The sequence below is a fragment of the Megasphaera sp. MJR8396C genome, assembly GCF_001546855.1.
GTDB lineage: Bacteria > Bacillota > Negativicutes > Veillonellales > Megasphaeraceae > Megasphaera.
In genome coordinates, this window is the sequence record NZ_KQ958154.1 from 1 (window position 1) to 14,716 (window position 14,716).

General features: G+C 53.3%; 13 protein-coding genes. 4 read left to right on the top strand and 9 right to left on the bottom strand.

What is annotated here, in order from left to right:
* Window positions 1-64: 64 nt before the first annotated feature.
* From HMPREF3201_RS02495 to HMPREF3201_RS02525, 7 genes are all read right to left on the bottom strand, one after another.
* Window positions 65-337: a GNAT family N-acetyltransferase gene (locus HMPREF3201_RS02495; protein ID WP_062411590.1), complete on the bottom strand. Its 273-nt coding sequence runs from the start codon at window positions 335-337 to the stop codon at window positions 65-67.
* Between the two features lie 42 nt (window positions 338-379).
* Entirely contained in the window at window positions 380-961 is a 582-nt protein-coding gene (locus HMPREF3201_RS02500; protein ID WP_062411591.1) for a histidine phosphatase family protein, read from the bottom strand.
* 167 nt (window positions 962-1,128) lie between these two features.
* Window positions 1,129-4,659 (bottom strand): pyruvate:ferredoxin (flavodoxin) oxidoreductase, encoded by a 3,531-nt coding sequence (gene nifJ, locus HMPREF3201_RS02505; protein ID WP_062411592.1) that lies wholly within the window; start codon window positions 4,657-4,659, stop codon window positions 1,129-1,131.
* 324 nt (window positions 4,660-4,983) lie between these two features.
* Window positions 4,984-6,150, bottom strand: a complete 1,167-nt coding sequence (locus tag HMPREF3201_RS02510) for a class I SAM-dependent methyltransferase (protein ID WP_062411593.1) — start codon at window positions 6,148-6,150, stop codon at window positions 4,984-4,986.
* Between the two features lie 17 nt (window positions 6,151-6,167).
* On the bottom strand, window positions 6,168-7,019 hold the full coding sequence (locus tag HMPREF3201_RS02515; RefSeq protein ID WP_062411594.1) for a bifunctional 5,10-methylenetetrahydrofolate dehydrogenase/5,10-methenyltetrahydrofolate cyclohydrolase: 852 nt from the start codon (window positions 7,017-7,019) through the stop codon (window positions 6,168-6,170).
* Window positions 7,020-7,056: 37 nt separating this feature from the next.
* On the bottom strand, window positions 7,057-9,027 hold the full coding sequence (locus tag HMPREF3201_RS02520; protein ID WP_227163127.1) for a penicillin-binding protein: 1,971 nt from the start codon (window positions 9,025-9,027) through the stop codon (window positions 7,057-7,059).
* Window positions 9,017-10,450: a CCA tRNA nucleotidyltransferase gene (locus tag HMPREF3201_RS02525; protein WP_062411611.1), complete on the bottom strand. Its 1,434-nt coding sequence runs from the start codon at window positions 10,448-10,450 to the stop codon at window positions 9,017-9,019. Before HMPREF3201_RS02525 ends, HMPREF3201_RS02520 begins: the two co-directional genes overlap by 11 nt.
* Window positions 10,451-10,604: 154 nt before the next feature.
* Here HMPREF3201_RS02525 and HMPREF3201_RS02530 point away from each other — a divergent pair, with 154 nt between their 5' ends.
* Window positions 10,605-11,132 (top strand): cob(I)yrinic acid a,c-diamide adenosyltransferase, encoded by a 528-nt coding sequence (locus HMPREF3201_RS02530; protein WP_062411596.1) that lies wholly within the window; start codon window positions 10,605-10,607, stop codon window positions 11,130-11,132.
* A 19-nt stretch (window positions 11,133-11,151) separates the two neighbouring features.
* Window positions 11,152-12,411 carry a M20 metallopeptidase family protein gene (locus HMPREF3201_RS02535; RefSeq protein WP_062411597.1) on the top strand — a complete coding sequence of 420 codons (1,260 nt, stop codon included), beginning with the start codon at window positions 11,152-11,154 and terminating at the stop codon, window positions 12,409-12,411.
* Window positions 12,412-12,437: 26 nt separating this feature from the next.
* On the opposite strand, the gene HMPREF3201_RS02540 is transcribed toward HMPREF3201_RS02535, so the two are convergent.
* Complete coding sequence (locus tag HMPREF3201_RS02540) at window positions 12,438-12,956, bottom strand: HAD family hydrolase (protein ID WP_082709378.1); 519 nt, start codon at window positions 12,954-12,956, stop codon at window positions 12,438-12,440.
* Here HMPREF3201_RS02540 and HMPREF3201_RS02545 point away from each other — a divergent pair.
* Window positions 12,948-13,325 (top strand): TnpV protein, encoded by a 378-nt coding sequence (locus tag HMPREF3201_RS02545; protein WP_062411598.1) that lies wholly within the window; start codon window positions 12,948-12,950, stop codon window positions 13,323-13,325. The two genes, HMPREF3201_RS02540 and HMPREF3201_RS02545, sit on opposite strands and share 9 nt — an antisense overlap.
* A gap of 13 nt (window positions 13,326-13,338) precedes the next feature.
* A complete protein-coding gene (locus HMPREF3201_RS02550) occupies window positions 13,339-13,620 on the top strand; it encodes a DUF6809 family protein (RefSeq protein ID WP_062411599.1) in 282 nt (93 codons plus the stop codon).
* Window positions 13,621-13,730: 110 nt separating this feature from the next.
* Here the strand turns inward: HMPREF3201_RS02550 and HMPREF3201_RS02555 are convergent, their stop codons facing one another.
* Entirely contained in the window at window positions 13,731-14,579 is an 849-nt protein-coding gene (locus tag HMPREF3201_RS02555; protein ID WP_060776046.1) for a helix-turn-helix domain-containing protein, read from the bottom strand.
* Window positions 14,580-14,716: the final 137 nt, after the last annotated feature.

Consider the following 14,716-nt stretch of genomic DNA (forward strand, 5'->3'; position numbering starts at 1 on the left):
TTGAGTGTCTACTTGACGGGTAGCAGTTCAACGGCAGGGAGCCTTTTTCATTATCTGCTTTCTATTATCCTAAGAGATCCTGTTCTTCCGTATGGCGCTTGAACCAGGCCTGGGCATAGGTGCAGCTGGTCGCCGTCTTCTTATTGCGCTTGCGGATTTCATCGGCAGCGGCTTTGACCAATTTTCCCGCAGCCCCCTGGCCGCGCAGGCTGTCGTCGACGAAGGTATGGACGATGTCGTAGTTGCCGTCCTCACGCTGGATGAAGTCGACTTCCCCGACGACCTTGCCCTGTTCATTTTCAATCCAAATCTTATTGTCACTGTACTGTAATTCCATGTTAAAACACTCCTTTCAAAAAGGGATGATCCACACATGCCTTTACCAGTTCATGGTCACTTCGATGATCTGCCCGTTGCGAATGGAACGGCTGCGGCGAAAGGCCGCCATATACTCCTCGACGGGGAGGTTCGGATTTTCATAGACTAAGAGAAAATTCCGGATGAACTGGGCATGGGTAAAGACTAAGATAAATTCTTCCGGGCGTCGCTTCAAGAGGGCCAGGGTTCGCTCAATGCGGTCGATGAGCTGCCGATAACTTTCGGCCCCTTCGCCATCGACGTAGTCGGGATCGAGGTTACGCCAATAGTCGATGACTCTGGGTCGCCGCTGAGCCGATGTCGTCCCGACACAAGTAGCCGGCGCCAGATAGACAAATTCATGGACGACATCCCAAATCCCCGTCGCTGCATCGGGAAATCGTCCGATGGTATACATGGCCGTCTGCTGTGCCCGAAGATACGGCGAGGTCACGATGAGATCCGGCTGTTTCGGTATTTGCAGGGCCAAGGCCTGGGCCTGTTTCAACCCCAATTCGGACAGGGGAATACTTTTATGATCGTCCGTCGCTTCACCGGCATTGGCAATGCTTTCGCCATGGCGGATGAGCCATATCTTCTTCATAGTAACCACCTGCTTTCTGTCTTATTGTATCATAAACGATACGTGTTTTGGAAGGAAAAGGATTCCCATGCAAAACGAAGGCTGCCGGAGCAGCCTTCGCCTTGGGGTATGTATATGGTTTTTGAGCGTGTATCTATAGATTGAGCAGATCTATAGTCGTGCAAACGTTATTTGTCGGCCAATTCTTTGTATACTTCGTATTTCTTAGCAGCAAATTCTTCGGCCTTGGCAAAGAGTTCTTCAGCAATATCCGGGAAGGTACGCGTGAGCGCTGCGTATCTCGTTTCGCCGAGGAGGTAATCGCGGAAGGACTGGGTCGGTTCCTTGGAATCGAGGATGAACGGATTCTTTCCTTCTTCCTTGAGGAGCGGGTTGTAGCGGTAGAGGTGCCAGTAACCGGCTTCTACGGCGCGTTTCATTTCGTTCTGTGCGTTGCCCATGCCGCCCTTGATACCGTGGTTGATGCACGGTGCGTAAGCGATGACGATGGACGGACCGTTGTAAGCTTCCGCTTCTTTAACGGCTTTGATGAGCTGGTTCGCGTCGGCACCAAGAGCAACCTGAGCGATGTAGATATGGCCATAGGTCATGAGCAGACGGCCCAAATCTTTCTTGTTGAACTTGCGGCCCGAAGCTGCGAACTGAGCGACGGCACCGATCGGCGTAGCCTTGGAGGACTGACCACCCGTATTGGAGTAAACTTCCGTGTCGACGAGCATGATGTTGACGTTGGCATTGGTAGCCATGACATGGTCCAAACCGCCGTAACCGATGTCATAAGCCCAGCCGTCGCCGCCGTACATCCAGATCGTCTTCTTGATGACGTGTTCTTTATGAGCCAGGATGTCTTTCTGAAGATCGGCTGCCTGACCGGTCAATTTCGCGGCCATCAATTCTTTGAGGTACGTCCGGCTGATGCCTTCTGTAACTTCGCCTTCGTTAGCGACGCCGATGGAATCGAGCCAAGCCTGGATGGCATCGTGGAGAGCGCCTTCCGTCAAGGGCAGGAGTTCTTCCGATTTCATGATGATGGCTTCACGCTGCTGATCCATGGAGAGGGACATACCGAGGGCAAATTCGGCGTTATCTTCAAAGACCGAGTTCGACCAAGCCGGACCGAAGCCTTCGTGGTTCGTCGTGTACGGAATGCTCGGCATAGCAGAGCCCCAAGCCTGGGTACAACCCGTCGCATTGGCAACGATCATACGCGATCCAAAGAGCTGCGTCAAAAGTTTCATGTAAGACGTTTCAGTACAGCCGGCGCAGGCACCATTGAACTCGAGGAGCGGCTGGTTGAACTGGCTGCCTTTAACGGAGAATTTATCGAGGCCCGTTTCTTTTACCGATAAGGTGAGGGCATAATCAAAGTTTTCACTTTCATGACGCTGGGTATCGAGGGGTTTCATGGTCAGAGCCTGAGCCGGGCAAGCGTTAGCACAAGCGCTGCAGCTGTAGCAGTCGAGCGGCGAAACCTGAATGCGGAATTCATAATTTTCGAGGCCTTTGCCGATGGCTTTTTTGGTCTTGAAGCTTTCCGGGCTGTTGGCTTTTTCTTCAGCCGTCAAGAGGTACGGACGGATGACAGCATGCGGGCAGACCAGGGCGCAGCGGTTACACTGAACGCACTTGTCGACATCCCATTCAGGAACCTTGGAAGCGACACCGCGTTTTTCATACTGCGTCGTGCCCAACGGATAGGAGCCGTCAGCGTAAGGAACGAATTCGCTGACCGGAATCGAATCGCCAATCTGTAAGTTCGACGGTTCAACGACGTTCTTAATGAAGTCAGGAATATTTCTCGTATCTTCGACGACCGGATCGGACGGGAGATCTTTCCATTCCGGCAGAACTTCGACTTCGACGAGGTCGGAAATGCCGCGGTCGACAGCTGCCTGGTTCATGGAGATGACCTGTTCGCCTTTTGCCAGGTAAGTCTTCGCAATGGCGTCTTTCATATGTTTTACAGCATCATCGATCGGCATGATGTTCGCCAGTTTGAAGAAGGCTGCCTGGAGGACCGTATTGGTACGGTTGCTGCCGAGGCCGATTTCTTCAGCGATCTTGGTAGCGTTGATGATGTAGAATTTAACGTGGTTAGCAGCTAACTGGCGTTTAACCTTGTTGCTCAGGTGGCTGGCAACTTCCGATTTATCCCAGTTGCAGTTGAGCAGGAAGATACCGCCTTCTTTGATTTCACTGACGATGTCATAGGTATCCATGTAAGCCTGTTTATGACAAGCCAGGAAGTCGGCTGCTTTTACGTAGTATGTAGCCCGGATCGGGTTGGTGCCAAAGCGCAGGTGAGATTTGGTAACGCCGCCGGATTTCTTGGTATCGTATTCAAAGTAAGCCTGGACGTACATATCGGTGTTGTCGCCGATGATCTTGATGGAGTTCTTGTTAGCGCCGACCGTACCGTCAGAACCGAAGCCCCAGAACTTACAGCTGATCGTGCCTTCCGTGTCAACGGCAATGGGGATATCCGGCATGGACAGATGGGTTACGTCATCGATGATGCCCAAGGTGAAGTGGTTCTTCGGCTGGAGGGCTTCCATATTGTTGAATACGGCGTGGATCGATGCCGGCGGAACGTCTTTCGACGACAGGCCATAGCGACAGGCCAAAACGGTAACGTCCTGTTTGATGTGGGATACAGCAGCGCAGACGTCTTCGTAAAGCGGTTCGCCCAAGGCGCCCGGTTCTTTCGTGCGGTCCATAACGGTGATCGTGCGAACCGTATCCGGCATAGCTTTCATGAAGTGTTCGAGGGAGAACGGACGATAAAGACGTACCTGGAGGAAGCCGACTTTCTTGCCGTCTTTGCTGAGTTTATCAATCGTTTCCTGGATAGCACCGGTAACGGAGCCCATAGCAACGACGACGTGTTCAGCATCGGGAGCGCCGTAGTAATCGAAGAGGTGGTACGGACGGCCGGTCAATTCGCCGATCTGATCCATGTAGTCCTGAACGATGTAAGGCAGGCGCTGGTACCAGATATTGTTTGCTTCGCGGGACTGGAAGAACATATCCGGGTTGGTAACCGTACTGCGCATAACCGGATGTTCCGGATTGAGGCCCGTGTGTTTGAAATCATAGAGCGCTTTGCGGTCGATCAATTTGCCTAATTCTTCGGCCGGCAGCATTTTAATCTTTTGAATTTCGTGAGACGTCCGGAAACCATCGAAGAAGTGCATGAACGGTACGCGGCCTTTAATCGTAGCCAAGTGAGCGACAGCAGCGAGGTCAGCACATTCCTGAACGCTGGCGCTGCAGAGCATAGCCCAGCCGGTGTTACGACAGCCCATAACGTCAGAGTGGTCGCCGAAGATGGACATGGTGTGCGTCCCTACCGTACGAGCTGCGATGTGCAGGACGATCGGTTTCAATTCGCCAGCCAGACGGTGCATGACCGGGATCATCAGCATGAGGCCCTGAGAAGCCGTGAAGGATGTACAGAGACTGCCCGTTTCGGAAGCGCCGTGAGCGGCACCGATAGCACCGGCTTCAGACTGCATTTCAACCAACTTAACGGTCTGGCCGAATAAGTTCTTACGGCCGTTGGCTGCCCATACGTCAACGTGTTCAGCCATCGGAGACGACGGGGTGATCGGGTAAATAGTTGCGACTTCGGTAAAGTTATAGGCCACGTGGGACGCAGCTTCGTTACCATCCAAAGTTTTTACAATTTGCTTAATCATAAAGTACACTTCCTTTTCTGAATGAACAAAATTTAATCCGGACTCGTATAACGTTTAACGTTTCTATGCTTTTAGTATAGTCGCTGCAGGTATAAAAGTCAAGCATAGTGTTAATGCTATTTTATCATCGATAAGCGCATAGTTATACGTTTTACGTAAACGATACGTAAATAATTGAAATTGTGAGTCCACTCCGACGATCTGCCGCAGCAGGCATGTTTATGCCAAAAAAGAGGACTTTTTGTGAAAATTATATCACAAAAAGTCCTCTCTCAGTAGATATGTGGTTTTTGTCGATTTACAAAGAAGTACTGTTGAACGCCATTAGTACCAACGAGTCATAGGCAGGTCATTCTTGCTGCCCTTGGTCATCAGGATCTGATGGAGATCGATGTTGCCAATGTAGAAGGAGACGGCGCAGCCGCAGAGATAAAGATCCCACATGCGGGCAAATTCTTCGCCTCTGGCAGCGATGACTTCGTCGCGAACCTTCTGGAAGTTATTGAACCAGCACATCAGCGTCTTGTAATAATGACGGCGCAGGCTTTCGACGTCGATGACCTGGAAGTCGTTATCATAAGCCAGGCTTACGATTTCGCGGAGCGACGGCAAGGTTCCGCCCGGGAAGATGTACTTGCGCATCCACGGGTTGCCGATGCTTTCGTCATGGCCGCTGATGTAGTGGAGCAGGAACATGCCGCCGTCTTTTAAGAGATGGCTGGCCGTTTCCATATATAAAGGATAGTTGGAACGACCGACGTGTTCCAGCATGCCGACGCTGACGATGCGGTCGTACTGGCGGCCTTCGGCAACGAGATCGCGGTAGTCGACGAGATCGATCTGAACCTTATCCTGAAGGTCCAGGGCTTCAATCCGTTCCTGGCCCTTCTTCCACTGTTCCTTACTCAGCGTGCAGCCATAGCCTTTGATGCCGTATTTCTTAGCAGCTTCGATGAGGAGGTAGCCCCAGCCGCAGCCGATATCGAGGAGGGTCATTCCTTCTTCCAGGGCCAGTTTTTCCAAAATATAATGGACTTTATTGTGCTGAGCCTGTTCCAAGGTATCGTCGTCCTTTTTAAAGTAGGCGCAGGAATAGCTCATGGACGGATCGAGCCATTTGGCATAGAAATCGTTGCCCAGATCATAGTGCGACGAAACCTGCTGCTTCTGAGCAGCCTTCGATTCCGACGGATAGAGCAGGCGCTTAAAGAAGGATTTATCCAGCGAGAACTGGCTGTTCTGCGACAAGAGGCAGCGCAGGGCCGTAAACAAATCGCCTTCGATTTCAACGTCTTTGCGCATATAAGCTTCACCGAGAGCCAGTGACGTCGAGGCCAAAAGCTCTTTCTTGGGGATGTCTTTGTTGATGATGATATTGAACAAGGGCTGACCTTCACCAATGGTGTAGGTCTTATCGTGAAGTCGTACGGTAAAACAATCTCTATCGAAGCGACGTAAATAATGAACTAGAAAATTATCTAAGATATTCATAGATACTCCCCTCTCTGTTATGAAATAGTTTCTGTCCGGGCGATGCCGCAGACGACGTTTTCAAGAATCATCATCGTCGTCACGGCACCGACACCGCCCGGAACGGGCGTGATGGATCCGGCAAAAAGAGCGGCGTCTTCAAAGGCGACGTCGCCTACGGTCTTGCCTTCGACGCGGTTGATGCCGACGTCGATGACGACAGCGCCGGGTTTTATCATATCGCCGGTAACGAGGCCTGCCCGACCGGCCGCTGCCATGATGACATCGGCCCTTTGGCAGACGGCCTTGAGATCCTTCGTCCGGCTGTGACAGACCGTTACCGTCGCATTCTGCTGCAGGCAAAGCTGTGAAAGCGGTTTGCCGACGACGGTGCTGCGGCCGATGATGACCACTTCTTTGCCACTTAACGAAAGATGGTAATAGTCAAGGATGGCCATGACGGCTCGCGGCGTACAGGGAACGAACCCCGGTCGTCCCGTACACAGGCGGGCGATATTGGCATCGGTCAGGCCGTCAACGTCTTTCGACGGGTCGATGCGATTGATGATGCGCTGACTGTCAAAGGATTCGGGCAGCGGCATCATCAATAAGATGCCAAAGACCGACACATCGTCATTGAGCCTGTCGATGAGGGCCAAAAGATCTGCTTCACCGATATTTGCCTCTTGGCGATAGATAGCGGCCTTTAAGCCGACGGAGCGGGCCGTCTTTTGCATCGACGCCGCGTACATGGCCGACGGTGCATCGTCGCCGACGACGACGATAGACAGTTCGGGCTCTATTCCCCGTTTCTCCCGAACCTCCTGTATCTGTTGAACAATGCGCTGACGATGAAAGGCCGCCACGTCTTTCCCATTGAGTAATTGCATGATATTCCCCCTATGTAGCCTATGATGATGCCTCCGGTCAGCGCTTGAAAGTGACCGTGACGTCACTTCCGGAAGGCGCATAACTGCCGGGCCGCGGGTCCTGCTGGACGGCATCGCCCATTCCCTTGGGCACAAAGCCAAGGCCGGCTTCATTGAGCCAGTCATTGACTTCCCTCGTACTCCAGCCGATAAACGACGGGATGAGGACTCCGTCTTCGGTCTGATGGACAGGCGGTATCACTCTCGGCGGTGCCGTAACTACGGGAGCCGAAGGTTTAAGACCCGTATCCGAAGTCGGCCTCAGGCCCTTCATGCGGACGATTTCCGTCATCAAGTCCTTAAAGACCGGCGCGGCGACCTGAGCCCCGTAATAGGAGCCGCTCGGCGCATCGACGACGATCAAGACTAAGAACTGCGGATCTTCCAAGGGACCAAAGCCGATGAAGGAACCGACGTACTGCCCTTCGGCATAACCCGTGCTGTCGGCCGTTTTCTTCTGGGCCGTCCCGGTCTTACCGGCGAAGGTATAGCCTTCAATTTTTGCATTTTGACCGCCGCCGGAAGAAATTTCTTCTCCCATAAATTTACTGATTATTTCTGCCGTTTCCGGCTTAATCGGCTGACCGACTTCAACGGGTTCTCTCTTTTCATAAACCGATCCGTCGGGATTGTCGATTTCCTTTACGATGAAAGGCTTCATCATATGGCCGTCGTTGGCAATGGCACTGAAAGCCTGGACCATTTGCAGGGGCGTAACGGCAATGCCCTGGCCGATCCCCATCGAAGCCGTATCGACGATAGACATGGTACTCGGCGAAAACAGGATGCCCTCCTGTTCCCCCGGAAGTTCGATACCCGTAATCGAGCCGAAGCCGAAACGATGAGCATATTCGGTCAATAATTTTCCCCCTGCCGTTTCGGCAATGTGGACCATACCGGTATTAATGGAGTACATGATGATTTCCCGAAGAGTGACCTTACCCATCCCCTTCTCATCCCAGTTCTGCAGCGTCCGGTCGGCTACCTGAATCGTGCCCGTATCGTTGTAGACGTCGCTGACGCGCCATTTTCCCGAATCGAGAGCCGACGCTGCCACCAATGGCTTAAAGGTCGATCCCGGTTCATAGACGTTGACCACAGCCCGATTCCGATACGATTCTTTATCGCCCTTGCCATAATTATTTAAATCGTAAGTCGGACGGCTGGCCATGGCCAAAATTTCACCGGTCTTAGGATTCATGACGATGATGGCAGCCCCTTCCGGCTTATTACGGTCCATAATGCCGTCCAGTTCTTTTTCGGCAAGATACTGGATGGTACTGTCGAGGGTCAGGCTGACCGACCGTTCTTTATCGGGCAGGAATTTTTTAAGGGCCGAGTCAAAGACCGGAATGTTGTTACTGTCGGTCTGAAGGCGGAAGGTCTGCTTGTTGCCGCGGATTTCATCATCAAGCATCATTTCGATGCCATCGAGACCGCGGTCATTGTCACCGACAAAGCCGATGACCTGAGCCGCCATGGTGCCATTAGGATAAAAACGGCGGTTTTCATCGCGAAAGACGAGACCGTGCAGTTTTTCGCTCTTAATGACGCCTTCCACGGCTTCGTATTTATCGTGGTCCATCTGGCGGTCGAGCCAGACAAAGGCCGTGTCTTCCTTAAGGCGCCGCAGTATTTCGTCCTGAGAAATACGAAGATACGGTGCCAAAAGCTGAGCCACCTTTTCCGGCGGTTCATTGAGCATGGTCGGGTCGGCGTAGAGCGATTTTGACATTTCGCTGATGGCCAGGACCTTGCCGTTGCGGTCCAGGATCATGCCCCGCGGCGATTGAAGATTGCGTTCCGTTTCACTTTGCATCTCGGCCATGGCCATCATGTCATCATGATGGAGAACTTGGTGATAAAAAAGGGCACCCAGGACGGCTGCCGAAAGGAGCATCATGCAGCAAACACAGAAGGTGACACGGAATCGGATATAGCGGTTCTCTCTTTTTTCGTTATAATCCATGATTTGCATCCCCCTCATGGCGTTCCATCCAGCGCTGGGCTGCCGCTGCCAATACGTCGGCGTCATTGGCCAGGTCCTTGTTTTGAACCCGTTTCAAGAGGACGCGCAGGCACTGGCCGGTACGATTCCGACACTGGTCTGGAATGCGTCGGTCATAAGCCAGGTCCTTGGTACTAACCGGCATGGCTTCGGCCAACATAGTCATATACGCCCCGAAAGATTCCGTTCCTTCCGTATTCGTATCGGGACGGCCGCAGCCGATGATATCGCCAATGGACAGAGCCGTCGCCTGTTGAACAGCTTCGACCAATTCTTCCGTCCGATGGAAGGGCCCCTGCAGAGCTTCGCGGCGAAGCCACTTGTCGACGTCTCCCTCTGACGTATTGGCAAAAAAATGAAATTTCATATGGGTCTTGACCAGCCAAGCCACGCGTTCGGCAAAGGCCGGTTTCTTGCGCCAGCGCAGCAACACGGCCTTGGCCATATCAGCCCCTTCCGAATCGTGGCAGTAATCGGTATACCGCCCTTCTTTTTCACCGCGGATCCCAGGCAGGCCTTTGGCGACATCGTGAAATAACGCAGCGTAGCGGATGGTCAGATCCTGCGGCGTATGGGCCACTGTCGCCAAGGTATGAAACCACGCATCGTAGCGATGAAAGGGCATAGACTGGGGCGTATCGGGCAAGTGGCTCAATTCCGGCAGGATGGGAATGGCCGTATAAACGCCGTTTTCCTTTTGGCGGCACGAACAGGCCCCAAGACCGCTGCGAACGAGAATATCTAAGCCGCGAAAAGCAGCCGGTGTTACCATCAGGCGGTCGAGTTCACCGACGACCCGTTCGAGAGACAGTCCGGACACGCGATCAAAAGCGGCCGGCATGGCCTTTACCGTTTCGGTGGCGGCCGTAAAATCGAGCTGACCGGCAAAGCGGCACAGGCGAAAGAGGCGCAGGGCATCTTCCTGAAAGCGGCGGACGGGATCGCCGACCGTAACCAGCCGTTTCTTCTTTAAATCCTTTCGGCCGCCGACGTAGTCATAGACTTCTCCCCTGCCATCCATCGCTAGGGCGTTAACGGTAAAATCGCGGCGCAGCACGTCTTCGCGAAGGGTATCGGCGTACCAGACGCGGTCCGGCCGATGGCTGTCACTGCCGTAAGACTCGCCGCGAAAGGTGGCGACTTCAAAGGGTTGGCCGTCGAGGACGACGACGACGATGCCAAAAGCTTCGGCGTTGATTTCTGCCGTATGCCAGCCTTTTTCTTCGGCGACGCGGCGGATATCGTCAGGCCGGGCCGACGTGGCAATGTCGTAGTCATGGGGCGTCCGTCCCATGAGCAAATCGCGAACAGCTCCGCCGACGACATAGGCTTCAAAACCGGCATCTTCCAGTGCCATAAGCAGTTGATGCGCTCGTTCTTTCATCATCCCGGCCTTCCTTTCCTTCAGAAATTAATGATGTTATATTATAACACGAATAGACGGTACTGACCACTATCTGATAGCCTATCGTTATGATATAATTCACTCATAAGGTGAACGTAACAGTCCGCCAGAGAATATAAAAGGGGGTAATCTCTTGGACACAGGTTTAATACATATTTATTGCGGCGACGGGAAAGGCAAGACGACGGCTTCCTTAGGTCTGGCCCTGCGCTGTGCCGGCCGCGGCGGGCGCATCCTCTTTGCCCAATTCTTAAAAGGACGGCCGACGGGCGAACTCACGTCCCTAGCCCAGATTCCGGCCATCACCGTCCTTCGGGGCAAGGCCATCCTGAAATTCACCTTCCAGATGACCGATGATGAGAAAAGAGAGACGAAAGAAGCGCAAACGGACTTATTCCATAAGGTCTGCGCCTTCTGCTTCGACCAAAAGCCCGACCTCGTCGTCTGTGATGAACTCGTCGGCGCCTCGGCCCTGGGCTTAGTACCCGAAGAAGAAGTCCGCCGCTTTCTGCAAGAAAAGCCGGCCAAAACGGAAGTCGTCCTGACCGGACGCAATCCCAGTCAAGCCCTCATCGACCTTGCCGACTACGTCTCTGAAATCCAAAAGATAAAGCATCCCTTCGACCGGGGCATTCCGGCCCGCGAGGGAATCGAAGAATAGCTAAAAGGGGGAATCTCATATGATCAATATCTTTGAAGCTGTAAAAGAAGAGCAGGGGGAACTCGTCGCCCTGCGCCGCCACTTCCACGAATATCCGGAATTATCAAAACAAGAGGATCAGACCATTGCCTATATCGCCAAAAAGCTCGATGAATACGGCATTTCTTACCGCCTCGTCGACCAGGGCGGGCTCATCGCCTGGATCGACGGCAAGGGACCGGGAAAGACCCTGCTCCTTCGGGCCGACGTCGATGCCTTGCCCATTACGGAAGGCGAAAAGAATCTCTCCTGCTCCCGGGTCTGCCGCTCCCGCAACGCAGGCGTCATGCATGCCTGCGGTCACGACGGCCACATGGCCATGCAGCTCGTCGCGGCAAAACTACTGAACCGCTGGAAAGATCAGTGGGACGGCACGATCCTCTTCATGTTTGAACGGGGCGAAGAAGCCTCAGGCCCGCTTGAATATCTCCTGCGCTACCTTGAACAGGACAGCCCCTGGCAGGTCGACGCCTGCTATGCCACCCACGTCCGCTGGGACATTCCGGCCGGAAAAATCGCCATCTGCGACGAAGCCCCCATGGCCGGCGGTTTTGGCTTTGAAATCCGCATCGACGGTCACGGCGGCCACGGTTCCCGTCCGGACCTGGCCCAAAGCCCAATCGACTGCTTCCACGATTTCTACGGCAACCTGCAGGCCTTGCGCATGCGCATCGTCTCGCCCAAGGAATGCCTGACCTACTCTATCGGCAGCCTGCACAGCGGCGATACACTCAACGTCATTCCCAACTCCCTGACCTTTTCGGGAACGTCGCGGTTCTTCAGTTATGACAATGCCGGAAAGGGCTTTTATGAAGCCTTTCAGGACATCCTTAAAAAGTCCTGCCAAACCTACGGGTGCAGCTACGAAATCCTGCACATGCCGGACCCCTTATTCGAAGTCCAGAACGATCCCGCCTGCGTCCGCATTGCCCGGGAAGCCGTCCAAAAATATATGGGCCCTGACGTCTTAACGGACTGCCAGCCCTGGATGGCGTCGGAAACCTTTGCCCTCACGGCCCGGCTCTACCCGGGCGTCCTGATCTTCACGGGCATCGAAAATAAAGAAAAAGGCTGCGGCGCCAATCACCACACGCCGGAATTCGACCTCGATGAAGACGGCCTGCCCTATGGGGCCGCAACCTGCCTAGGCTTTGCCCTCGATTATTTAAAAGAAAAACCAGATATTCCCTTCAAACGACCTGACGAGCCCCTTGAAAAACTCGTCGCCCGCAACATTTGACCGACGCGGTCCGAGACTGAAATCCCTCAGTCCCGGGCCGTATTTTTTTCAAGAAGTTCCGGTACTTCGGAGAGACTTTGGCAAATATGCCAGGCCAGGGCCTGCACCTCTTTATCAATTTCAATCAAATCGGGAATCCAAATGGAAGGAATCCCGGCTCGATGAGCGGCCAAAATTCCGCTTTCCGAATCTTCCATGACCAGGGCCGTTTCAGGCTGGACGCCGGCTTTTTCGCAGGCCATGAGGAAGACATCCGGCGCCGGCTTTCCGTGCGGCGCTTCTTCCCCACTCTGGACGACCGAAAAAAAGGAGGCAAGGCCGTTTCGTTCCAGTAAATACTCGATCATCTCCCGCGGAGACGAGGAGGCGACGGCGCAAATCAGTCCTTCTTTTCGAGCATACTCCAAGATCTGATTCAGGCCCGGTTTGAAAGGATATGCCATACTTGTTCGTGAAGAGTTCAGTTGCCTTGAATTTATCATGAACAGGGACACGATCAACTGGATTCTGAAAAAACTGAATACAGGAGGTCGAACATGGAGCATTTACCAAAGAAAATCCATCAAAACGGCATCAGCTACACGCTGGTGGGAGACTACTACATTCCCGATTTGAAGCTGCCGGAGGAAAGCCGCCCCATTGGACGGTGGGGCCGGATGCACAAGACGTTTCTGCAAGAACACCGGCCCGGCCAGTACAATGCACTGCTTCTGTTGGGAAAACTCTGGACATATCTTGCTGACCTGAACGAACAGGCCGCTGACCGACTGGCGTGTATCGTCTCGCAGATGCAGGAGGCAGAGAGTGTCACCGAGGAACTGAAAGCCCGTGACCAGCTTGCGTGGGTCGGAACCATGAACAGCATTCGCAGCCGGGCAGAGGAAATCATCCTGTCTGAGATGATTTTTGTCTGAGGGAGGTGGACGCATGATTCTGGAAGAAATGTATAACGGCAGATTTTATCCATGTGAAACGGTGGTCGCTGATTCACCGAGGTTCAAGCAGGCAGTCAAAGCCAGCGCCGCCCTGATGGATGCCTTATCGGAGCGTCTGAGCAAAGAGGACTATGCACTGGTTGAAGAACTGCGGGAGCAGGTGGCAATCGCTCAGTGTGAGGAAAACGAAAGCCGCTTTAAATACGGCTTTTCGGCGGGGCTGCTTGTCCAGCAGGAAGCCTATGCGCAGGTGTCGCAGAAAGACAAAGAATAGCATCTTCAATAATGGCTGTTCCCAAACTGGGAACAACCACCACAACAGAATACAGCTTCACAAAAGCCATTTGCCAATCAACCGGCGGATGGCTTTTTTGCCGCTCAATTTCACTTCCGCTTACGTCTGGCCTTGCGGTTGGGCGGGATGGGGCTGGCCTTTCCTCTCATATTGTTGGGGCTTTTGAGCTGCTTGGACAGGCTCAGTATCCGCAGGAACGCCGAGAAGTCCTCCGAGGAAATCTTCTCAAAGGGTATCTGCAACTTATCGCAGAACTCGTGGATCAGCATTTCTGTATCGCTGCCCTGTCCTATGGCCTGCTCAAATTTTTTCTTCACATCATCCAGCGTGGGCTGCGGGTCGGCGGTGGTCTTGTCCTTGCGGTGTGCTTCCCGGATGTCCCGGACGATGCTGTCCAGATCATCGTGCATAACGTGGCTGTAAAAATCGCTTTCCTGCACCTGCCCCAGTTCCAGCGTCCGCATATAGAGGTCATCTTCTCCGGGCGCATACTTGCTCATGACGGTCTGCCGGGTGGCCTCCAACACCAGATTCATCTGCTCCACCCGCATATTGGCGATCTGGTCGATGCAGATTTCCATATCTATCATCAGCCGCCGGAAATTCGGGTGGGTAGCCAGTTCGCAGAGAAGCCGGTTGTTGATTTTGCCGCTGCTCAAAAGTTCCACCATATCATCACTCAGATGCAGAGATTGAAGTTCTGTGTTTGGGTGATTTTTATTTTCCGTCAGCCCCATCAGATAGTCGGTGGACACGCCGTAAAAGTCCGCCAGCGTTGCAATCGCAAACGGGCTGATGTCCTTGTAGTCATCGGTTTCGTATTTTCCCAGCGCGGATTTAGACAGGCCGGTCTGCTCCGCCAGTTGTTCCAGCGTCAGGTGCTTGTCCACCACCCGCAGGTCTTTGAGCCGCTCCGGGATTGTCAGCTTTGCGTACATCCAAAGCCCCCTCTCTCGTTATCGTTTTTCAGTGATTACACCCATTATAGCACGATTCCATAAGCGTGGAAATATGCGGATTTCAAGCGTTTTTCCGACGTTTTGGATATACGGGAAAGAGCCTCTTTTTTCGGTAA

Coding starts and splice junctions, on each gene's coding strand:
- HMPREF3201_RS02495 (WP_062411590.1), bottom strand. CDS start 337: ATGGAATTACAGTACAGTGACAATAAGATTTGGATTGAAAATGAACAG.
- HMPREF3201_RS02500 (WP_062411591.1), bottom strand. CDS start 961: ATGAAGAAGATATGGCTCATCCGCCATGGCGAAAGCATTGCCAATGCC.
- nifJ (WP_062411592.1), bottom strand. CDS start 4,659: ATGATTAAGCAAATTGTAAAAACTTTGGATGGTAACGAAGCTGCGTCC.
- HMPREF3201_RS02510 (WP_062411593.1), bottom strand. CDS start 6,150: ATGAATATCTTAGATAATTTTCTAGTTCATTATTTACGTCGCTTCGAT.
- HMPREF3201_RS02515 (WP_062411594.1), bottom strand. CDS start 7,019: ATGCAATTACTCAATGGGAAAGACGTGGCGGCCTTTCATCGTCAGCGC.
- HMPREF3201_RS02520 (WP_227163127.1), bottom strand. CDS start 9,027: ATGGATTATAACGAAAAAAGAGAGAACCGCTATATCCGATTCCGTGTC.
- HMPREF3201_RS02525 (WP_062411611.1), bottom strand. CDS start 10,450: ATGAAAGAACGAGCGCATCAACTGCTTATGGCACTGGAAGATGCCGGT.
- HMPREF3201_RS02535 (WP_062411597.1), top strand. CDS start 11,152: ATGATCAATATCTTTGAAGCTGTAAAAGAAGAGCAGGGGGAACTCGTC.
- HMPREF3201_RS02545 (WP_062411598.1), top strand. CDS start 12,948: ATGGAGCATTTACCAAAGAAAATCCATCAAAACGGCATCAGCTACACG.
- HMPREF3201_RS02540 (WP_082709378.1), bottom strand. CDS start 12,956: ATGCTCCATGTTCGACCTCCTGTATTCAGTTTTTTCAGAATCCAGTTG.
- HMPREF3201_RS02550 (WP_062411599.1), top strand. CDS start 13,339: ATGATTCTGGAAGAAATGTATAACGGCAGATTTTATCCATGTGAAACG.
- HMPREF3201_RS02555 (WP_060776046.1), bottom strand. CDS start 14,579: ATGTACGCAAAGCTGACAATCCCGGAGCGGCTCAAAGACCTGCGGGTG.